This is a genomic window from Psychroserpens algicola, from assembly GCF_014526325.1.
GTDB lineage: Bacteria > Bacteroidota > Bacteroidia > Flavobacteriales > Flavobacteriaceae > Psychroserpens > Psychroserpens algicola.
Genome location: NZ_JACNMJ010000003.1, coordinates 125,550 through 149,524, shown reverse-complemented (window position 1 = coordinate 149,524; position 23,975 = coordinate 125,550). Strand labels below are relative to the sequence as shown.

Below are 23,975 nucleotides of genomic sequence, written 5' to 3'. Positions count from 1 at the left end.
TAACTTGGTTTTATAACAGTTTGATCATGAAGTTTCTTAAGTTTATCATAGGTATTTTGATAGGTGTTCACGCTACATCTTCCTATGCTCAAGACATAGAGTTATTTCAGCAATTTAATGGCCGTTACGATTATACAGCTATTGGCAATACACTCAATCCGTTTGAAAACAATCTGGATAGTAGTTTTTGTTTTCCGTTAGAATCCTCAAGCGCAAATTTAATCTTATCAGGCAGTACTACAGTTGTGGCTGCATATCTGTACTGGGCAGGTTCTGGTACTGGCGACACTTCGGTTACATTAAATGATATCCCTGTTGAAGCTATTGACACCTATACTGTCGATTATACTGAACCGCTTAGCGACACGCTGACTTATTTTTCATGTTATGCCGATATTACAGACATTATCGTTTCCGAAGGCAATACGACCTACGAATTCTCTGATCTTGACATCACAGATGCACTAACAAATTCTCCAGGATTTTGTAGCAATCGTACCAACTTTGCTGGTTGGAGTATTTATGTCATTTACGAAGATGCTTCATTACCTTTAAATCAACTCAACTTATATCAAGGTTTAGAAATCATTAATAGAAACAATCAGGAAAAAATCATTCTAATTGATAACTTAAATGTGATTGATAACCAAGGTGCAAAAATTGGGTTTCTTGCCTGGGAAGGTGATAATAGCCTCAATTATGGTGAAAGCCTATCCATAAATAATAATGTACTTTCTAATCCGCCGCTTAATTTGAGTGATAATGCGTTTAATGGTACTAATAGTTTCACTAATTCTAATATGTTTTACAATTGTGATCTTGATGTATATGATATTCAAGATAACATAAACATTGGTGACACGAGCGCAACAATTAAAATGACGACTGGAGGTGTGGATGAATTTGGCGTCTTTAGAGCCGATTTAATTATTATTAATAACATTGTTACTGTTTTAAACAGTCAGTTGCCTGATGCTACAATTGCCTTAGATTCCTATACAATTAATTGTGGTGACCGAACAGTCAATATTGATTATACTGTTTATAATATCAATAGTACAGATCCTTTACCAGCACATACACCAATAGCATTTTATGCCGATGGTGTTCTTATTGGTCAGGCTATGACTCAAAATGAAATTCCGATTGGTGCTTCGGAAACAGGCAATATTACAATTTCTATACCTTCATCAGTTGCAGATACATTTCTACTTACCTTAGCTGTAGATGACGATGGAACAGGAAACGGCATTATTATTGAAACCAGTGAAATTAATAATTTAGACAACGAACTTATTGAGTTGCTGGTGGTTCCTCCTATTCAAACACTACCAAGTCAATTAACTTGTAATGAAGGTTTTAATTCAGGTACTTTTAATTTAGTACAGATTTTACAATCGGCTTTAGACACAACTATTGAAGCTGAATTTTATGAAACACTTTCCGATTTAGAAGCCAATCAAAGTGAAATTATAAATCCGGAAGCGTATTCTAACAGTAGTCATCCTATGACAGTATATGCAAAAGTAGATCATCCGCCTTGTTATGATGTGTATGCCTTTGACCTGCTTGTTGAAAATTGCCCTCCATATGTTCCCGAAGGCTTTTCGCCTAATAACGATGGAAAAAATGACTGGTTTAATATTCAGGGTTTATATGATATTTTTGAAGATCATGAACTCAAAATTTTTAACCGATATGGTACTTTGATTTTTGAAGGCAATAATGATAAAAAATGGTACGGACGTATTAACAGAGGCTTAAATAATCATGGTAAACTTGTTCCTGTTGGCACCTATTTTTATATTCTTAATCCTAATGACATGAACTATAAGCCTCTTGTGGGCTGGGTTTATGTGAATTATTAAGGCAATTGGTGCAACTTGGTATTTAAATGTTAAAATTTAATGCATTTCATCGTGTTTTTTTGTATTTCATCTTAATTACTGCTACTTTTCCGCACAACAACATATCAATAGAAGAAATAGTCCCCAAAGCTAAACACCATTGATGTCGTATTTAACCGCTTACAAATGACGTTTTTAAAAAAATCCCTCAGTCTTTTTGCATGTTTTTTATGCTGCACATTAGGTGCGCAGCAAATTAGTATAGACAACTCATTTACAGAACAAGAGCTTATAGAAAACAACCTCGTACAAGGTTGTGTTGAAACTTCAAATATAGAGTCTCAAATTAACGGACAAGTTAATGGTTTTAATAGCTTTGCCTATTTTGAGCGTGCTGGTTCAAACTTTCCTTTTGAAAACGGTATTATGTTATCAACAGGTAATGCTATTTCTGGAGGAAACACAGAAAACACAGCTATTTTAAATGAAGGGCAACCCAATTGGACAACCGATCCTGATCTGGAAACAGCGTTAGGCATTACAGGAACCTTAAACGCAACGTCTATTGAGTTTGACTTTATTTCGGCTGCAAATCAAATACAATTTAATTATATCTTAGCTTCTGAAGAATACTTCGGAAATTTCCCTTGTGAATATTCTGATGGATTTGCCTTCTTGATTAAAGAAGCTGGAACTAGTGATCCTTATACCAATATTGCCATCATTCCGGGAACAACAACTCCAGTGAATACCAACACAATTCATGATGAGATTGTTGGTTTTTGTGACGCCTCAAATGCTCAATATTTTGAGGGTTTTAATTTAGGAGACACAAACTACAATGGTCGTACAACTGTAATGACTGCAAGTGCTATAATACAACCAAATGTACAGTATCACATCAAATTAGTTATTGCCGATCAAACCGATAGAAACTATGACTCAGCAGTATTTATTGAAGGTAATAGTTTTAATGCGTCGGTAGATTTAGGTTCAGATATTCAGACCTGTGCCGATGAAGTGACTTTAGATGGAAATATTGAAAATCCGCAAGCGACATATTCATGGTTTTTAAATAATGTGCTTATCGGTGGAGAAACTCAACCGACACTCAATGTATCACAGTCTGGAGATTATCGTGTAGAGGTTGAAATTCCTTTAGCAGGATCCACTTGTCTTATTGAAGACGCCATAGTAGTGACATTAAGTTCTACACAATCGGCTGAACCAATTTCAGATTATGAGCTATGTGACGATTTAAGTGGTAATGAGATAGAAGTCTTTGACTTGTCAACTAAAGATTCTGATGTAATTGCATCAGTACCTGCTTCAAACTACAGCATATCATATCACACAACTGCTAATGATGCTCAAACTGGAACAAATGCAGTGTCTGGCACATTTCAGAACACCTCAAATCCGCAAACTATTTTTGTGAGAATTGAGGATACAACTAATGGCTGTTTAGCCTTCCAAAATTTTGATTTGATAGTAAATCCATTGCCAGTTATTACAACTCCAACACTATTATTAGTATGTGATGACGCTACAGCAGACGGATTTACAACTATAGATTTATCACAAAAAGATGATGAAATCACCAACGGAAATTTCGATCTTGAAGTAACTTATCACTACACTCAAAATGATGCTGATAATGGTATAAACGCTATTCCGCTTCCTTATGTAAATACAAATACAACAGAGACTTTGTTTGTAAATGTCTCTAATGTAAATACGGGCTGTTCTATTACAACAACTCTGGATATTGAAATACTAAACAATCCGGTTATCAATACCGAAAATCATTACATCGATGCCTGTGACAGTGATCACGACGGATTTGCAACTTTTGATTTAACTTCAATTATTGATGATGTTTTAGAAGGTTTAACAGGCGTAAGTGTTACATTTCATGAAACTCAGGAAGATGCAGACTTAGGCATTAACCCAATTGCGGACGAAACTAACTATGCCAATACAGTCAGTAATGAGCAAGTTGTATTTATAAGGGTTGAAGACAACAATACAGGCTGTGCTTCTACGACTCCAATTGAAGTGCATACCAATCTATTACTCACTGCGACAAATATTAGAGATTTTGCTTTCTGTGATGAAGATAATGACGGTGTTGAAGAATTTAACCTGAGTAATATTGCCGAGATAATTATTGATGATGTTGAAGACGTCATGGCATACGATATCGCCATAGAATTTTATGAAACTGAAGACGACAGGAACAATCAGATTAACCCTATTGATCAAAATGTTCCTTTTACCCCTTCTTCAAATCCGCAAACAATTTATATCACCTTAACGAGTCCGAATTGTCAAGAAATATCTCAGTTTGACTTAATAATCAATCCGATAATTGAATTTCCACCTATTGACAATCAAACGGTTTGTGATACAGATCAGGACGGACTTACAACTATTGATTTAAGCCAGTTCGATATTCTTGTTACAAATAATCTTACAACCGATTTTACGGTTAGCTATTATGCCACTGAAGAAGATGCCAACTCAGGTAGTAACGTCCTTCCAACATTGTATTCTAATACATCTAATCCGCTAACGGTATATACCAGAATTGCAGAAAATTTAACGGCTTGCGCCGATATTAATTCGTTTGACATAGAAGTTTTACCAGCACCACTTTCAAATCAACCTACAGATATTATCATTTGTGATGACGACCAAGATGCTGTTTCAATAATAGACTTAGATGCTAAAATTTCAGAAATTGTAAGTGATACTACTAATAGAGTAATCACCTTTCATACCACATTAAATGATGCTGACACATCAAGTAATGCTATTGGAAACACAGCAGCATATCCTGCGAGTACAAACTCTCTTTTTGTTCGTATAGAAAACACAATAACAGGATGTTATACTACCGAAAGTTTTGAAGTCATTGTAAATACTTTACCAAATTTCACAGCCATTTCAAACTATAAAATTTGTGAAGATTTAAGTGATGGTATTGGCGACTTTATATTTGAAACTAAAGACATAGAAATTTTGAATGGTCAAACAGGTAAAGAAGTATTATACTTTTTAGACCAGTCTGATGCTGATGCTAACACTAATGCAATTGATAAAACTTCTGTGTATCAAAATAGTTCGAACCCACAAACTATTATAGCCAGAGTACAAAACATTACTGATACATCTTGTTATGGGACGGCTTCATTTGTTATTGAAGTAGGAACAAATCCAGAGTACAATGTGCCTGTAGACTGGTTTGTTTGTGATGACATATCAAATGACGGAAGTGAATCTTTTGATCTAAACCTAAAGGTTCAGGAAATTTCCGAAGGTATAAATGACAACTTAGATATTACATTTTACACGTCTTTATCTGATGCCGAAAATCTTACAAATGCCTTGCCACTTCAATATGCAAACACGCTTAATCCACAGCGTATTTTTGCTGTGGTTGATAATGGAACTATCTGTAATGCCATTACAAGTTTTGAATTGAATGTCATTCAGTCTCCTGATGCAAATCCTGCATCTCCAATTTCCATGTGTGATGAAGATTATGATGGTATTGTTGTTTTTGACTTAACACAAGCAGAATTCGATATTCTAGATGTAAGACAAGACGATATTACTGTAACCTACTTTGAAACTATGGACGACTTAGAATCCAACACCAACGCGATTCCTGATCCAAGTCAGTACACAAATCTTACAAATCCGCAAACTGTATTTATAAGAGTTACCAATACGATTTCAGATTGTTTTGTGAGTGTTCCACTAGAACTAGATGTGAACCTACCTCCTGCTATACACGACTTTGAAACTTATGATATTTGTGATACAGCAACACAAACGACCGATTTAACTGAGATTAATTCTACCTTACTTGATCAAACAGCTAATGTATTAGTAAATTACTACGCATCGGAAACTGATGCCAGAAATCAAGAAAATGCGCTAGATACTATCTATACCTATCAAACAACTAATGACACCTTGTTTGCACGTGTAGAATTTTCTACAACACATTGTTTTACTATTTATGAATTCAACTTACAGGTCAATCCTTTACCGATTGCCAATCAACCCAACAATATAGAAGCTTGTGATGATGATTTTGATGGTTTCTATGTATTTGACTTAAGTGAGCAAAACGCTCAAATTTTAGGAGGTCAAAATCCAAACGCATTTACAGTTAGCTATTATCTCGATGATATTCTAGCCGAAGAAGGTCTTGATCCACTAGAAGCAACCTATGAGGCAATGACGAATGAAACCATTTATGCACGTGTAGAAAACAATACTACTGGTTGTTATAGCATTACTGAATTTTTAACTGTCGTTTTTGAAAAGCCTGTTGTTGATATTGAAGATCAGGTAATTTGTTTAGATAATTTACCACTCATTGTGAGTGCTAATACAAATAATGCAGGAGATACTTACCTTTGGTCAACAAATGAAATTACTCCTGAAATTGAGATAACAGACATTGGTACTTATTCGGTAACAGTAACTTCTGTTAATGGTTGTGAAACAACACGTGTATTTACAGTTTCAGAATCTGAAGCCGCTATAATTGAAATTACTGAAACGGTTGATTTCTCTGACCCTAATAATATTACAGTAACCGTTAGCGGAATTGGTAATTATCTCTACCAGCTTGATGATAATGAACCTCAGGAGTCGAGTACTTTTGAAAATGTAAGTTTAGGATACCATACCATTACTATTATAGATTTAAACGGTTGTTCAGAAGTATCCAAGGAAATCGTAGTCATAGATGCTCCTAAATTCTTTACACCTAATAACGATTCGTATTTTGACACCTGGCATATTACTGGTGTAGAGACCTTAACAGGAACTATAGTATATATTTATGATCGTTATGGAAAACTGCTAAAAACTCTTGATTCAAATGATAAGGGATGGGATGGTTTTTATAATGGACATCTTATGCCTGCAAATGATTACTGGTTTGTTGCCGATGTTAGGAAAAATAATATTTCATTTCAAGTTAAAGGACATTTCTCCTTGCGCTTGTAATAATTTAAAACATAAAAAAAGCAATGTAAAACACATTGCTTTTTTTATATCCTAAAGTTAAATCTACTTAAGGTAAATTCCTTACCAGAGTTTCAAGTGCCGAAGCTGACGTGGTTTGCAATTCACTTTCAGAGAATTGGTAAACCTGATCTGCTTCAATAGTAACTGTTTTTAGAGCATAGGTAAACTCGCCATCATCTTCACTAACGAAAATAAGATTCACCTGAATACCTATTGGCAGTTTTCCATAGTGCTCAGAGAAATAGCCATCGATCGTAAATACATCTAATGTGGCTAAGGCGTTTGGTTCTCCAACATACGATAAAAACACATCAGAATTTGTGTTATCATAGCCACTAGGAGGTTCAACTTTTAATGTTGTTTGAGGATTTTCATCAGAATAAAATATGTCAAGGTTGGTCCATCCAAAATCACCGAAGTAACAATAGTAAGTATCACCTTCTCCTTCAATAAACCCTTCCTGATTATCTCCATCAATTTCATCCCAGACGATATCAATACTGTCATTCACCACTCCAGTCCATAATGTCATATCAGGATTGACTCCTCCTGTAAGGTTAGCAGGCACATTCACACTGTAGCCGCATACATTATCTATAGACAAACCATTTTGGTAAGCCTTAATAGAAAATTCACCTCCAGAAATTAATAAGGCTTTATCGCCATTTTCATCTAATCCATAGGTTGGTTTATTAGTTACTAGCATTTCACCTTTATCAAAAAGTTCTACAACTTCAAGGGTACACTCTCCTGTTACTTGTGCTCCGTCTATTTGTAAACAAGCTGTATTCAAACTAATTTCTACACCTTTAGCTGTTGTAAAGACTGCAGGATTAGTTGATACATCAAAAGTAAATTCTTGAGTTTTGTTATTGATTACATTTAAAAAGATACTCTTATAGTCATCTGCTGTTGGCAATTGTTTTGTAGACGGATCATCCGAATTACAGCTAAAAAACATAAAAGGTAATACTAGAAATAAAACATACTGTGTTTTCATAATTGATTTGTATTTAGAGTTATATCCTTTAGATGTAAAAATTGTTAATTGGTTGCGTCTCAAACTTATATTTGTGTCCTTTTAGTCAAAAACAGGCTTTAACAAACAATTTAACATAAGTGACCACATCTATGCTTATCTTTGCAGTCGGAAAAATTGCTAATGAAATTTATTTTCAAATTCTTTATTGGGTTACTTTCTGTAGTTGGTTTTGGACAAAACATCGCTGTAGACTGGCAAACATATTCGCCTCAACAACTGGTTGAAGATATTCTTATTGATAGTGATTGCATCGATAATGTTGTTGTCACTAATGTTGTTGGTGGAAATTTTGATACTTCAGATGAAAGCTATGGTTTTTTTGATGCTACAGGAACCACATTTCCGTTTGAATCTGGAATTGTGTTAAGTACTGGTAAACTCTCTAATGTTCCTGGTCCTAATGACAACCTTAGTGATGATGATGCTCCAGGTTGGGCTGGTGATAACGACCTAGAAGTTATTTTAAACGAAACCAATACCTTTAACGCTACCATTCTAGAGTTTGACTTCACCTCTATTGCTTCTGAAATTAGCTTTAGGTATATTTTTGCTTCTGAAGAATATCAGGAAGGAAACTCTAATACTTGTAATTTTTCAGATTTGTTTGGCTTTTTAATTCGTCCGGCAAATGGTCAGCAATATACTAACATTGCTCTAGTACCTGGAACGCAAACGCCTGTAAAAGTGACTACTGTTCATCCTGATCTTCCAGGATGTGACGCTGAGAACGAAGCCTATTTTGGAGGATTTAATCCAACAGTCTCTCCTACTAATTTTAACGGACAAACGGCGATACTAACTGCGACAGCGCAAATAATGCCAAACGAAACTTATCATGTAAAATTAGTGATAGCTGATGAGCAAAATTTCAGATATGATTCGGCTGTATTTCTAGAAGCAGGAAGCTTCAGGCTGTCTACAGATTTAGGTCCAGATCGTTTGGTATCAAATGGAAATGGGATTTGTGGTGATGATACTTTCGTTATTCAGACTAATGAACCTGGTGCTAACAACACCTACAAATGGTTTAAAGACGGTGTAGAACTTTTAGGAGAAACTGGCACTGCATTAGACATTGACGATGCTGGGTTTTATGAAGTTGAAATCACCAAAGACAACTGTTTGCTTTTTGGTGAAATTCGAATTGAATATGCTGAAAACCCTGAAGTTGTTGATGCGGTTTTAATAGAGTGTGATCAAAATCAAGACGGATTAACCTTTTACAATTTGTTTAATGCTGAAAACCTGGTTACTAACTCCGATTCATCTCTGGCTGTAACCAATTTTTTCCTTTCTGAAACTGATGCTGAATTAGATATTAATCCTATTTCAGAGGCTTCAAATTTTCAAAATACTAATCCGTTTCAAACGGTTTATGCACGAGTGATTAATCAAGCGAACTGTTTTGCTATTGCAGAAATAGAATTACAAATTTCAAATAACATCATTTCAATTCCGCCTCTAGAAGTCTGCGACGATGCAATCATAGACGGTTTTGCAGATTTTAATCTTAATGATATCACCGCATCAATCGAAGATCAAATTCCAGCAGATGCTATTGTTAGATTTTATGCCACAGAAGAAGATGCATTTTTAGAAAACAACCCCTTACCAGGCACATTTCAGAATACAACACAAAACACACAAACTATTTTTGTTAAAGTGGAACAAAACAACCAATGTTACTCTATTGCAACAGCAGATTTGGTTGTACTCTATACACCACTGTTACTAGACGACGAAACCTTTATTTATTGTTTAAATACATTTCCTGAAACCATCACACTCGTTGGTGGTGTTTTAAATGATTCTCCAAATAATTACTATTACGAATGGCAATTTAATGGCACAACTACTACTGTCAATACAACATTTAACGACATTAATGAAGCTGGAACTTATACCGTTATTGTTACCGATCCTAATGGTTGCTCAGCAAGTAGAACGATAACCGTTTTAGCATCTAATGTGGCCACGATTGAAGATATTATTATAACTGAAGGTACGACAAACAATACGGTTATTGTAGAAGTTTCTGGCGAAGGTGACTATGAATACGCTTTAGATGACATTGAAGGTACCTATCAAAATGACAATACCTTTACAAATGTATCTCCTGGATTTCATACGGTTTTTGTGAGAGATTTAAACGGATGCGGTATTACTGAAAAAACGTTTTCCGTATTAGGATTTCCAAAGTATTTCACGCCTAATGGAGACCCTTATCATGAACGCTGGCAAATTTATGGTGCAAATTCAACATCTAATCAAGGAACAATTATCAGAATTTTTAATCGCTACGGAAAACTGATTACACAATTCACCAATGAAAGCGCAGGTTGGGATGGCACACTACATGGCAAGGCTTTACCAAGTGATGACTATTGGTTTACTGTAACACTTGTTGATGGCAGAACGTTTACTGGCCATTTTGCTCTACGACGATAACTAACTTATTTACAAGTATTTCGTATTTATTACTTAACTTTAGGTTCAAACCTTGAAGCACGAAATGTATCGTATTGTTTCTGTAATTTTTCTTTTTTTAAGTCTAAGTAGTTTTGCTCAAGACCATACACAAATGTCTTTTCGTGAATTAACAGTTGCTCAGGGTTTATCGCAAAATAGTGTTGTGAGTATTGCTCAGGATTCTATTGGCTATATGTGGTTTGCGACGCAGGATGGACTTAATAAATATGATGGTAGAGATTTTACATTTTTTAATAAGCAATTTGAAGATGTCACGCGACCTTCCTATAGTAAATTAGGAAAATTGTATGTCGATAGAAATGCTGAATTCTGGATTATAAGTAATTCGGGAGTCTTGGAAAAATTTAATACTTACAGCCAGGAATTTAAATCTGTATCTGCAATACAAAATGCCAGTGTCATTATTCAGAACGATAAAAAAGACTACTATATTGGTACATATGGCAATGGACTATATAAAATAGATCACAGTACAAAAGACACACTTAAGGTTTACAAAAGTCAGCTTAAAGACCTCAATATTTATGACATTCTTCTTTCAGGAAACGAGCACTATTTGGCAACTTCTGATCATGTCTTTGTATTTAACGACACGACTTTTAACACCCTACAGGTTGAAAATGAAGAGCAAAACTTTAGTACAATAACTGTTTCAAGTAACAAAACGTTGTGGCTAGGAAGTTTTGAAAATGGCTTATATTATAAATCAGAGAAATCTAATACCATTAAAAAATTTAAGCATCCGCAACTTCCTTCAACGCTAAACATTCAAGATATACTTGTAGACCTCAACAATAATCTCTGGATAGCGACCTACGGAAATGGTTTATATATTTTAGATTCATCACGACAAAACGTATCTCATTTCACCGAAAACAAAGACAATCCTTATGCCTTACAATACAATGATGTCTTGTGTTTGTATCAAGATTATACAGGTACCGTTTGGCTTGGAACCGATGGCGCAGGATTAAGTTACTATGACGAGCATCTCATAAAGTTTAATGTTCTTACTAATGATCAAACTCCAAAAGATGTCAATGTAGATGTGATTCGTGCAATAACTTTAGACAAACAGAATTCTTTATGGCTTGGCACCTCAGGAAAAGGTCTATCGGTTATCAATCCTAAAACAAACTTATATCATACCTATACGACCAATACTTCTAATATTGCCAGCAACAGAATAATGAGTTTATTATTTAGTGATGAAAAATTATGGATAGGTCATCAAGGTGAAGGTCTACAATACATGAATGACAACGGATCATTTCAGAGCATCGAGGCTCTAAAACATCAGACCATATGGAAAATTTACAAACATGCTCCAAATCAGTTTTGGCTTTGCACCAGAGATAGCGGTATTATCCTTTATGATACTGAAAAAGGGATAATTGAACATTTCCGAAGTGATAATTCTATATTAACAACTAATAATATCAGAACGGTTATTAAAGGAAAAGACCATAATTTATGGATTGGTAGTGAAAACGACGGCCTGTTTTTTTTAGATGGTAATACCAAAACAATTAATGCTATTGAAGGTATTAAAGATAAAATCAAGTCTCTGTATTACAAAAATGAAGTTCTATGGATAGGAACTAATGGTAATGGTTTAAAAGCCTATCATACTTTAGATAAATCTGCTAAAGCATTTACAATTGCTAATGGTTTATCAAATAATGTTATTTATGCTATTCTGCCTGATAAATTAGGTAATTTATGGCTGAGTTCTAATAAAGGAATCACAAAATTTAATCCAAATGATGAATTCAAAAAATGCGTAGAAAACTTCAGTGACAATAGTGGATTGCAGGCTTTCGAATTTAATACTGGAGCCTATTACGAAGCCAATGATGGCACACTTTATTTTGGAGGTTTAGAAGGTGTTAACTGGTTTTCTCCAGATGAATTGACCATAAATAGCGTAAAACCCAAAACGGTGATTTCTAAATTTGAAGTGTTTAATGATACGTATCCAATGACTGCAAATGCGCAATTTAATCACAAACAAAATACAGTAACATTCACCTTTGCCAGTTTACATTTTTCTGCTCCTCTAAAAAACCTCTATCGCTACAAGTTATTAAATCATGATACCGATTGGTCTATTCCAAGTACCAATAATGTGGCACATTATACCAATTTACCTTCAGATGATTACACCTTTATGGTGACATCAAGCAATTATGATGGTGTTTGGAATAAAACGCCAACAAGGTATACCTTTGAAATTTTAAAACCTTGGTATTTTACGACCACATTAAAAGTGGTGTATGTCCTTCTCTTTTTACTTCTGCTCTACGGAATTTACAAATATTTAGAGTTTCGATGGAGTGTAAAAACGCAATTGCAATTAGAGCATGCAGAAACTGAGCGTCTCAAAAAACTAGATGATTTTAAAACCAAATTATACACGAATATTTCTCATGAATTTAGAACTCCATTAACGCTCATTTCAGGACCTATAGATCATCAGTTATCAAAAGACACGCTTCATCCTGAAGATCGAAAAGAGCTTAATCTAGTGAAACAGAATGCCAACCGCTTACTTAATTTAGTAAATCAGATGCTGGATTTATCTATCATAGACTCTGGTCAACTCCGATTACAGGTAGAACAAGGCAATCTTAATATTTTGTTACAACAAATTGTAGCTGCTTTTCAATATAAAGCTGATGAAAAACAGATTCAAATTACCAGTAGTATAGACAACTTATCTCAAGCATGGTATGATACCGATTTAGTAGAAAAAATTGTTTCAAATTTGCTATCAAACGCTATAAAATATGCACCTGAACACTCTGAAATTATAATGGATGCTAACAGTGTAAACCAAACACTTGTATTATCCATTATCAATGTTAACACCAGTATTTCTAAAAAAGACTTTGAAAAACTATTTCAGCGTTTTTACCAAAACAATGAAGCTTCTGATGGTGTTGGTGTCGGCTTGGCATTGGTAAAAGAACTTGTAAATTTATCAAAAGGTAGTATTACAGCTAACACAGTCGATCAAGATAAAGTTCAGTTCACGGTTACATTACCTTTAGATAAAAATGCTTTTGAAACTTCAGAAATAAAACCATTAATCAAGCAACAAGAAGCTTTAGATGACTTAAATAACAAAATTCATAACACTAAAGAACATCCACTTTTGTTAATAGTTGAAGATGACAATGATATACGAGCATTTGTCATATCAATTTTTAAAGATCGTTATCAAATTATAGAAGCTGAAAACGGAGAAATCGGTATAGAAAAGGCCTTAAAACATATTCCGGACATAATAATTAGTGACATAATGATGCCTGTTAAAGATGGCATCCATTTGTGTAATATTTTAAAATATAACGAACTTACAAGTCATATTCCAATCATACTCTTAACTGCTAAGGTTGGCAATCAAAATGAAATTGAAGGTTTGAAAACTGGTGCTGATGCTTATATCACAAAACCTTTTAATAGTGAAAAACTACAATTAAGGGTTCAAAAACTAATCGAGAACCGTCATCAACTTCAGAAACATTTTAGCAAAAACTTTACTATAAACCCTGAGCTACCTATTACTTCAACTGAAGCTGATTTTCTCAAACGTTTAAAACAAATTTTAGACGATAAAATTACCGATCCTGATTTCACCAGTGAAGCATTCGTTATAGCCATGCAAATGAGTAGAACTCAACTTCACAGAAAACTAAAAGCAATTGTTGGCATGAGTACTTCTGAGTTTATTAGAGCACAACGCCTAAAGCTAGCTAAAGGTTTACTAGAAAACTCAGACGCTACTATTTCTGAAATAGCATATCAGGTTGGATTTAATACACCATCCTACTTTATCAAGTGCTTTAAAGAGATGTACCACTCCACACCTAATGAATTTTCATCTAAAAAAAACAAATCATAATTATTTGTTTTTCAGACAATTAAATTGAATTTCAGATATCCGAAACATTTGTTTTATACTCTGAAACATATTGTCTACCTAAGCCTTTGGTTTCTCTATAATTTTACTACCAGTTAAGAATTTAATAGCTCATTTAACATGGATAATCATCCAATCGATAAAGATGAAAAGATATATTTAAGCATTGATCATTTAAAAAAAGGAACATATCAGCTAAATATCCTTTTAAAAAATGAAATTATAAAAAAGATAAAATTTATCAAACGATAGTAAAGATGCTATTAATCAGTTGAGAAAAGGAAGCAACAATTTAAAACGTGGAGTTACCGTTGTTTCCTTTTTCTTTAAAACATTAAACTCTGAAAACAATTAAATCATGAAAACAATTAAACACCTTGGACTTTTAATTTTGGCACTCTTAACAATTAACTGCAGTGGCGACGATGATAATAATTCTGATGGCGAACTTACAGTAAGAGAATTATTAATATCAGGAAAATGGTACAATGAGTCCGTTACACCTGGATCTTACACAGATTGCGAAAAAATGAGTTATATACAGTTTTCAAATAATGGAACTTTTACCATTGAAAATTTTGAAATAATTGCAGATAATTGTGAATCATCAGGTATCAATACAGCCTCATTTACACTTACAAACAATACTGATATCACCATATCTTTTGAAGGTGACACCATTAACGCTGAGATCATATCCATTACTGAAAACTTACTCACTATTAACAGTGATAATGATGAGACTGTCGTCTTTGATAAAATAGAAGGTTAATATACAATACCCAAACCTATAATAAATATCAAACCTATTTATCATCAAAAAAAGCCGTTTGTGGGGAGCGGCTTTTTAAATCACTAGCAGTCATATTATGAAGCACTTACAGTTGATAATTCTATTACTATTTTGTTGTTGGGCTAACGGACAAACAAATGATCAAGTATTTTACTCTTCGTTTCGTCCCCAAGGATGGAACATTCATATTTCGAAAGATAATGGACAAAGTTTTAATCCATTTACAAAAAATTCAAGTTTAGATTACGACGCTAAAATTAGTCCTGACGGTAAATGGGTAGTCTTTACTTCGGAGCGATTAGGGAAACCTCACTTATTCATCAAACATATTGAAGGCGACACCTTACCAAGACTTTTAGTAAAGAGTAATTCTATGCAAGACCAGATAGATTTCTCGCCTGATGGCAACTGGATTGCTTTTGTATCCTCTCATGAAGGCAATGCAGAAATTTATAAATTACCGTTTAAGCCTTTTGACACCTTATCTGTTGATAACGCAATAAATCTAACACATAATAGTGCGGGAGATTTTAGACCCAGATTTTCTCATGATGGTCAGTCCATCGCTTTCTCTAGTGATAGATCTCACGATATAAAACCACATAAATTTCTGGTATTTGCTATGCAACGTACAGGTGAAATTTACACAATGTCATCTAATGGTGAAAACGTAAAACGACTAACCAATTCTGAAGGCTGGGACGGAAGTCCAAACTGGAGTGAAGACGATTCAAAAATTATTTTTTACAGTAATAAGTCTGAGAGTAATGGCAAGCCTGATTTGTATCAAATAGATGTTGATGGTGAAAATGAAAATATCATTACGCCTGAAGGTTTAAATGGTGCCATGTCACCTTTGGTCATTAATAATGAACGCATTTTATTAACTAATCGGGATATTAAAAAAAATAGATTTAGAATTCTTGAAATCAACCCGATAACTAAGACTATAGATTCATCATTATCAAAATCTATTACAATGGATATGATGAATGTTTATTATCATAAATCAGGCATCATCGTTTATCATGGCGGAAAAGAATTGAAAGAAACTGAAGGTAATAAAGGTGATTTTTTTGGCGATGTGCTAGTAAAAAATCATCCAGCCTCAGATCGCATAGAAAATAAGGACATTGCTCTTTTTGGTATTCGTCGTTCTTTTGCCTCTCCACCTGTTCCAAATGACACCAAAATTGTATACAGTTATAATCCTGCCAGAGGCTTTGGTGATTTTGTTACACCTTTTTTATACCCAATCATATTACTTCCTGTTTTGGCACTCATATGGTTTATAGTGGGAATTGTTAGGAGCATAAAAAAAAGTCGTGAAATCAAATTTTGGAAGCATCTTATATTTTCTGTTTTATCCGTTTTGCTTATCACTATTATTCTTATCCTATTATACAATTGGGTTGGTATGTTTGTTCTCCCAATGAGTACTGTTAAGCTTTACATAGGATTGATTTTATTAGTCGTTCTCATTGCCTTGATATTAATGTATAAAATTTATAAAAAGCAGAAATCAGCAAACAAACCTATGGCTTCGTTGTATAAATTATACACTATGATGTTTTTGGGATATGCTATTGGTTTGCTTTACATAACCTTATTCGTCAGTTCTTTTTTAAGTAGCACGACTACGTTTTACATGGTAGATTATAATACCAATGAAGTAGAAAAATTATTCGATTTCAAAGCCGATAAAGACTTTAACCCTCAATCTTCTCGAATTATCGACACCAAATTCACACCTGATGGATCTGCACTACAGTTTTCAGCAGGAAGTTTTAGAGGAAATCCTAAAGCCCAAGGCGCTGTGTATACCTATCATTTGAAAAATGAAACCTTAGAAAAAATCACACCATTAAACGCCAACTACGGATTTGCAGATTTTTCAGCAGACAATAATACAATGGTCTACAGAAGTGGTGCTTCTGGTAACATGGACATTTATATAAAGGAAAACGGAACAATAACGAACCTAACCAATAGTGAAGCTAAAGAGAATTTTCCCGTGATATCACCAGATGGAAACAAAATTGTGTATTGCTCAGATAGTCACGGAAAGAATGTAAAGGATATTGTTAAAACTATGGATATCTTTTTAATTGAACGTCAAGATGATGATTCATGGTCTGCGCCTCAACAGATGACATCCTATTCTGGTCAAGAAGGTCATCCTCACTTTTCACCTGACGGAAAATGGATTATTTACTCAACTGAAGAGTTTGGAATTAATGACGAACAACCAATAGTACAATCCTTCATTTTCGCGCCTCAAATGTATGGTGAGATTGTTGCTATTCGTATTTCCGATAGAAAAAAAGTGAGATTAACACACAACAAATGGGAAGATGGTGCACCATTGTGGATTTCAAAACAACAACTATAAACATGATAAATTTTAAAAGTATACTTAGTTTTTTGGTATTAGCCTTTGGAATAGGTATGATGGGGTTTTCCCAAAATATGAAAGCCATTAAATCTGAAATAAAATCTGCAGCTTTGATAGAACAAGAAGCATTTAAAAATGGAAAATGTTCCAAAGTAATGTCTATGATGCATGATAGTATTACTTTTTTAGCGAATGGCAGAAAAGTACCTTCTAAATCAGTAATTGAAAAATTTTGTAATACAATCCCTAGGCCATTTAAAACTCCAACTATAGATAAGCTCGATATTTATCCATTAACACATGAAACAGGATACTCCATAAAAACATTAGAATATCCATTTGACGAAGACTCAAAAATGCAAGAATTCGTTACTAAAGTTTGGAAAAAAACTGAAGATAAATGGAACATCATTCACCTCCACTCTACAGTAAAAAAAGTACCAATTACTTATGTAGCTCCACAAAATGAGATTGATAATTTTCTAAAAAATCAACCCATAATTGACACACATATTCATATTACCAAGGGATATCAAGATAATGAAGATTATAATACAATTGATTCAGATATTGACATGGCCAAAATTAAATGGATGGGACAACGACTTGATGAAAACAACATTGTTCTAGCCCTTGGTGGAGGACCTCTAAAATATGCCAAGTTATGGCAGGAACAAGACAATAGGTACTGGAGTGGTCCGCGACTACCTTGTAACCCATTGAGAGAACAAGACGAGCCTTGTGTTGATGAACTACCAGACATTAAAGTATTAGAAACACTTTACAAAAACGGAACATTAAAATATCTCGGTGAAACCTCATTTCACAGTATGGGTGTACATCCTGCTGACAAACGTTTTGATTTGTATTGGGCACTCGCAGAACGTTACCAAATTCCTATTGGATTTCACGCCGATAAAGGACCTTTTAAACGAAACATGAAAGAGACACCTAATTGGAATGAGGCCTACGGCAACCCTCTTTTACTGCTTCCAATATTAAAAAAGTATCCAAATTTAAAAATCTATTTAATGCATTACCCTGGAAGCTATTTTAATGAGTGTCTTGAAGTAATGAAAAAATACAATCAAATTTATTGCGAAATATCTGCTGTGAGTATGTTCGCTCCCAAAGATTTGTGGGAACCTAGAGTTAAAAAACTTTTTGAAGAAGGGTTAGGTGATCGCCTAATGTTTGCTTCTGATTATGTGGGTACAATTAGAAAAAATATTGAAATTATATACAACATAGATTGGCTTAGCGATGATCAAAAAAGAGCCATCTATTATGATAACGCTGCACGGTTTTTAAATCTTTCAGATTTGGAAATAGAAAGGCATTACGAATCAGTCAAACAATAAAAATAAATACAATGAGAATTTTATCTTTAGTTAGCTTATTTATTTTGATGAGTATTGTTCCAATTCATGCACAAGTAGGCATTGGCACAACCAATCCTGATACTTCATCTATGTTAGACGTAGTGTCAACAGATTCTGGAATTCTAATCCCAAGACTAACGGTAACAGAACGTATCAATATTACAAGTCCTGCAGAAGCATTATTAGTCTATCAAACGGATGATGTCAGCGGTTTTTACTATTTCAACGGTACACAATGGGTTAGATTAGCCGATAACCCAAGAGATACTATACCTACAGGAGCGATTTTCGCATTTCCTACGGCGACTCCTCCTGACGGTTATTTAGAATGTAATGGCAGTGCTGTAAGTAGAACAACCTATGCTAATTTATTCGCGTTAATTGGCACATCTTATGGTTCAGGAGATGGAACTACAACCTTTAATCTTCCTGATTACCGTGGTGAATTTTTAAGAGGGTTTAGTAATGGTTCTGGAAATGATCCAAATGCGTTGTCACGTTTAGATAGAGGCGATGGAACTACAGGAGACAACATAGGAACCAAACAAAATAATCAAACCTTGTCTCACTTACACGGTGTAGATCCGCCTCCAACAAATGTCTCAAATAATGGTTATCACTCTCATTCCATACAACCAAGAAATTTTACTACGAACAATTCAGGAGCTCATGCTCATTTAATACAAGCCTTTAATATGAATAGCTCTACATCAGGCTATCATTACCATCCCATTACTTACGAAAGCACATATGTTACAACCTCTGTGTCTGGTGGCACATATATAAGGCAGCTCATTGGAGCCACTAATAGTGGTACTGGATCAAGTGGCAGTCATAATCATAGCGTATATTTTCCTTCACGCTACACCAATAGTTCTGGATCACATAATCATTCAGTAACTATAAATAATTTAACTATAAATAGCAGTGGAAATCATACACACAATTTGAATATTCCAAGTTTTAATTCGACTTCAAGTGGAGGAAGTGAATCAAGACCCAGAAATGTATCTGTGTTATGGAGCATTAAATATTAATTATTTAATTGTTGAACAGAATTGAACGAAACTCACAATCAAAATATAATCTCTTTATTGTAACTTTGTGAGATGCGTTTCAAAGTACAATCCGAATTCAAACCTACTGGAGATCAACCTCAGGCCATCAAACAATTGGTAGAGGGTATCGACTCTAATGAGAAATACCAAACCCTTCTGGGTGTTACAGGTTCTGGTAAAACCTTTACTGTAGCTAATGTCATTGAAGAAGTGCAACGGCCAACATTAGTCCTTGCTCATAACAAAACCTTAGCGGCTCAATTATACTCAGAGTTTAAGCAATTTTTCCCTAATAACGCAGTTGAGTATTTTGTGTCCTACTACGACTATTACCAGCCTGAAGCTTACATTCCTGTTTCTGGTGTGTATATTGAAAAGGATTTATCCATCAACGAAGAAATTGAGAAAATGCGATTGAGTACAACCTCTTCGCTTCTCTCTGGTCGTCGTGACGTCATCGTTGTGGCTTCAGTGTCATGTTTGTATGGTATAGGTAACCCTGTTGAATTTCAAAAGAATGTCATTTCGTTGGAAATCGATCAGGAAATTTCAAGAACCGACTTACTTCATCGGCTTGTTCAGAGTTTGTATTCTAGAACAGAAGCAGACTTTAACCATGGAAATTTCCGAATTAAAGGTGATACCGTTGATGTATTTCCGAGTTATGCTGATGATGCGTTTCGCATTCACTTTTTTGGAGATGAAATCGAAGATATTGAGCAGTTTAATATTCAAACTAATGAAGTGATTGAACATTACGACAGATTAAATATTTATCCTGCCAACATGTTTGTAACGTCACCAGACATACTTCAAGGTGCTATTCGTGAGATACAAGATGATTTGGTTAAACAGTATGATTATTTCAAGGACATTGGAAAGCATCTGGAAGCCAAACGCTTAAAAGAACGTACCGAATTTGATTTGGAAATGATTCGTGAGTTAGGCTATTGCTCCGGAATTGAAAACTATTCCAGATATCTCGACGGAAGACAGCCTGGAACACGACCGTTCTGCTTGTTAGACTATTTTCCTGAAGATTATTTAATGGTTGTAGATGAAAGTCATGTGACCATATCACAAGTCCACGCCATGTATGGTGGTGATCGCAGTCGAAAAGAAAATTTAGTAGAATACGGTTTTCGTTTACCTGCAGCCATGGATAACAGACCTCTAAAATTTGAAGAGTTTGAAGCCTTACAAAATCAGGTTATTTATGTAAGCGCGACACCTGCAGATTATGAACTTCAAAAAACTGATGGTGTATATGTTGAACAAGTCATCAGGCCAACAGGTTTACTTGATCCCATCATTGAAGTACGACCTAGCTTAAATCAGATCGATGATTTAATTGAAGAAATTCAGCAACGTATTGAAAAAGATGAACGGACTCTCGTTACGACACTTACAAAGCGTATGGCTGAAGAACTTACAAAATACCTAGATCGCATTCAAATTAGATGCCGTTATATACACAGTGATGTAGATACTTTAGAGCGTGTGGAAATTATGCAGGATTTAAGAAAAGGTCTATTTGATGTACTTGTTGGTGTTAACTTACTTCGTGAAGGTTTAGACTTACCCGAAGTTTCATTGGTTGCTATTTTAGATGCGGATAAAGAAGGCTTCTTGAGATCAAACCGCTCATTAACACAAACTGTTGGAAGAGCAGCTAGAAACCTGAATGGAAAGGCCATTATGTATGCTGACAAAATCACAAAAAGCATGCAAAAGACCATTGACGAAACAACATACCGACGCGAAAAGCAAATTGCCTATAATACCAAACACAACGTCACTCCTAAAGCACTCAATAAAAGTTTAGACAATGCATTATCTAAAAATTCGGTGAGTACTTACAGCTATGAACTGGAAGCTGCAAAAGCTGCTGAGCCTGAAAGTGAATACCTCACTAAAGGGCAATTAGAAAAGAAAATCAGGGAAAAACGTAAATTAATGGAACAAGCTGCAAAAGCTCTAGACTTTATTATCGCAGCTCAATTACGTGATGACATCAAAGGCTATCAGGAAAAATTAGAAAAACTAAAGCATAGTATATGACAGTTTCAGAAGGACCAATAGTCGTTTCACATCTTTTTAATGTCTCTAAGGCAACACTTTGGAAAGCTATTACCAACTTGGAAGATATGCAACAATGGTTTTTTGAAAACATTCCAGCATTTAAACCTAAACTAGGTTTTAAAACTCAGTTTGATGTAAGTTCAGAAGATAGAGTCTTTCCTCATGTATGGGAAATAACTGAAGTTAAACCTTTAGAAAAAATTGTATATAACTGGACGTATGAGACGTATAAAGGGAATTCGTTCGTGACATTTGAACTTTCAGAAAAGGATAACCAAACCATGTTAACTTTAACAACAACCGTTACTGAAGACTTTCCTGATGATATTCCCGAGTTTAAACGAGAAAGTTGTATTGGTGGCTGGAATTATTTCATAAAAGAGCGCCTTGCAAAATATCTCAATAGTTAGTTGTATTGAACTTTAAAGATATCTATTAAAAAATCTGGTGGCACAATTTTATTTGGAAAACTATCCATTAAATCTAAAACACGGTTTATAGATTCGTGACTTAAGCCCATACGTAATCCGAAATTGTGAAGTTTAACCAATTCTTTACTGGAAATTTGATGATCGAGATTCATCAATAATACCAATCGGTGAAATTGAACTATACGCTCGCTATGCGATTTTAAATGCACATAAGTCACAGGATGCTCAAATAAATAATCAAAATCTTCTTGTGAAATTTCAAGTTGTCTGGCAATACTAGCTAGAAATTTATATTCAATGGATTTTATATTTTCGTCTTTTTGTGCGAAGGCTATCATTTCTGATAGTAAACTTAGCTTTTCAACACGGTTTATCATAGGTGAGGGATTCATGATTTTTAGTTTTATAAATTTAATGGGTTTGGTTAGGTTATAATCCTTGATAATCTGTAAATCATCGAAAAAAAAATTACCATTCATCGTACTTTTCCTACTATTACACTAAAATTAATCATAATCATCTGATTTTCAATATATTAAAAACAGTGTGTAGTTCAACGATTTTTTGGCTTTCAAAAAACAATATCGATGAACTGCATCTTAGATAATAATTATATTTTGTGTACTTTCGTTTTAACTGAAATAGACATGAAAAAAACACTTTTACTTAGAATTATATTCCTATGTATTGTCACAAGTTTTAATGCTCAAAGCACAGCTTCTAAGCACGTTGAAACATTTAAAATTGAAGCACCTCAACTTGGGACTCATAAAACCATTTGGGTTTACACACCTAAATCTTACCATACATCAAAACAAAGTTATCCTGTAATGTATATGTTTGATGCTCAAAATTTATTTGATGCCGAAACGTCTTATGTTGGTGAGTGGAAAGTCGACGAATATTTAGATACGCTTAAGGATAACGACGTTATTATCATCGGAATTGAACATGGAAATGAGAAACGTATAGAAGAACTTACACCCTATCCGCACGAAAAATATGGCGGAGGCAAAGGAGATACCTTTATGCAGTTCATTATTAATACGGTAAAACCTCATATTGATATTACCTACAGAACAAAGCCAGAAGTTGAACACACGAGTATTTTCGGATCGTCTCTTGGAGGTTTAATGGCATTTTATGCGACTCTAAAATATCCTGGAACATTTAGTAAAGCAGGTGTGTTTTCTCCTGCCTTTTGGATCAATGAAAGCATATATGAGTTGGCAAGCACTACTGACATTCCGAACACCTCTAAATTTTATTTTTTAGCTGGTAGTAAAGAAAGTGAAACGATGGTTCCTGATCAAGAAAAAATGGTTGCCTTACTATTAAAAAAAGGGGTTGACCCAAATCATATTCAAAGTAAAGTCATTGAAGGCGGAACACACAACGAAGCATTTTGGAGTTCTAATTTCCCAAAAGCTTTTCAATGGCTTATGACATCTAATTCTAAAAACAACTAAACTTTTAAT

13 protein-coding genes are annotated in these 23,975 nt (G+C 34.4%); 11 read left to right on the top strand and 2 right to left on the bottom strand.

Translation table 11 applies throughout. The features are described from left to right. Positions 1 to 26: 26 nt before the first annotated feature. Together H7350_RS09260 and H7350_RS09255 are read left to right on the top strand one after the other, a co-directional pair. On the top strand, positions 27 to 1,868 hold the full coding sequence (locus H7350_RS09260) for a T9SS type B sorting domain-containing protein (RefSeq protein WP_204345625.1): 1,842 nt from the start codon (positions 27 to 29) through the stop codon (positions 1,866 to 1,868). Positions 1,869 to 2,033: 165 nt separating this feature from the next. Next, entirely contained in the window at positions 2,034 to 6,878 is a 4,845-nt protein-coding gene (locus H7350_RS09255; RefSeq protein WP_204345624.1) for a T9SS type B sorting domain-containing protein, read from the top strand. A gap of 67 nt (positions 6,879 to 6,945) precedes the next feature. Here H7350_RS09255 and H7350_RS09250 read toward each other — a convergent pair whose 3' ends face one another. After that, positions 6,946 to 7,899, bottom strand: a complete 954-nt coding sequence (locus H7350_RS09250; protein ID WP_204345623.1) for a hypothetical protein — start codon at positions 7,897 to 7,899, stop codon at positions 6,946 to 6,948. Between the two features lie 162 nt (positions 7,900 to 8,061). Here H7350_RS09250 and H7350_RS09245 point away from each other — a divergent pair, with 162 nt between their 5' ends. The 8 genes from H7350_RS09245 (at position 8,062) to H7350_RS09210 (ending at position 22,476) form a co-directional block, all read left to right on the top strand. Next, positions 8,062 to 10,389: a T9SS type B sorting domain-containing protein gene (locus H7350_RS09245; protein WP_204345622.1), complete on the top strand. Its 2,328-nt coding sequence runs from the start codon at positions 8,062 to 8,064 to the stop codon at positions 10,387 to 10,389. A 133-nt stretch (positions 10,390 to 10,522) separates the two neighbouring features. After that, positions 10,523 to 14,338 (top strand): hybrid sensor histidine kinase/response regulator transcription factor, encoded by a 3,816-nt coding sequence (locus tag H7350_RS09240; protein ID WP_235989312.1) that lies wholly within the window; start codon positions 10,523 to 10,525, stop codon positions 14,336 to 14,338. Between the two features lie 376 nt (positions 14,339 to 14,714). Beyond that, complete coding sequence (locus tag H7350_RS09235) at positions 14,715 to 15,128, top strand: lipocalin-like domain-containing protein (protein ID WP_204345621.1); 414 nt, start codon at positions 14,715 to 14,717, stop codon at positions 15,126 to 15,128. 97 nt (positions 15,129 to 15,225) lie between these two features. Next, positions 15,226 to 17,541 carry a PD40 domain-containing protein gene (locus H7350_RS09230; RefSeq protein WP_204345620.1) on the top strand — a complete coding sequence of 772 codons (2,316 nt, stop codon included), beginning with the start codon at positions 15,226 to 15,228 and terminating at the stop codon, positions 17,539 to 17,541. A gap of 2 nt (positions 17,542 to 17,543) precedes the next feature. Beyond that, positions 17,544 to 18,905, top strand: coding sequence for an amidohydrolase family protein (locus H7350_RS09225; RefSeq protein WP_204345619.1), 1,362 nt, complete (start codon positions 17,544 to 17,546; stop codon positions 18,903 to 18,905). An 11-nt stretch (positions 18,906 to 18,916) separates the two neighbouring features. Beyond that, entirely contained in the window at positions 18,917 to 19,963 is a 1,047-nt protein-coding gene (locus H7350_RS09220) for a phage tail protein (RefSeq protein ID WP_204345618.1), read from the top strand. Positions 19,964 to 20,035: 72 nt separating this feature from the next. Then, positions 20,036 to 22,045: an excinuclease ABC subunit UvrB gene (uvrB, locus tag H7350_RS09215; protein ID WP_204345617.1), complete on the top strand. Its 2,010-nt coding sequence runs from the start codon at positions 20,036 to 20,038 to the stop codon at positions 22,043 to 22,045. Then, the gene (locus tag H7350_RS09210; RefSeq protein ID WP_204345616.1) at positions 22,042 to 22,476 is read left to right on the top strand and encodes an SRPBCC family protein; all 435 of its coding nucleotides are present in this window, start codon (positions 22,042 to 22,044) and stop codon (positions 22,474 to 22,476) included. The genes uvrB and H7350_RS09210 overlap by 4 nt, the downstream gene beginning before the upstream one ends. Here the strand turns inward: H7350_RS09210 and H7350_RS09205 are convergent. Beyond that, entirely contained in the window at positions 22,473 to 22,874 is a 402-nt protein-coding gene (locus H7350_RS09205; protein ID WP_204345731.1) for a TerB family tellurite resistance protein, read from the bottom strand. The genes H7350_RS09210 and H7350_RS09205 overlap by 4 nt on opposite strands. Before the next feature lie 210 nt (positions 22,875 to 23,084). Between H7350_RS09205 and H7350_RS09200 the strand changes: the two genes are divergently transcribed. Next, positions 23,085 to 23,966, top strand: coding sequence for an alpha/beta hydrolase (locus H7350_RS09200; RefSeq protein WP_235989311.1), 882 nt, complete (start codon positions 23,085 to 23,087; stop codon positions 23,964 to 23,966). The last annotated feature ends 9 nt before the right edge of the window (positions 23,967 to 23,975 follow it).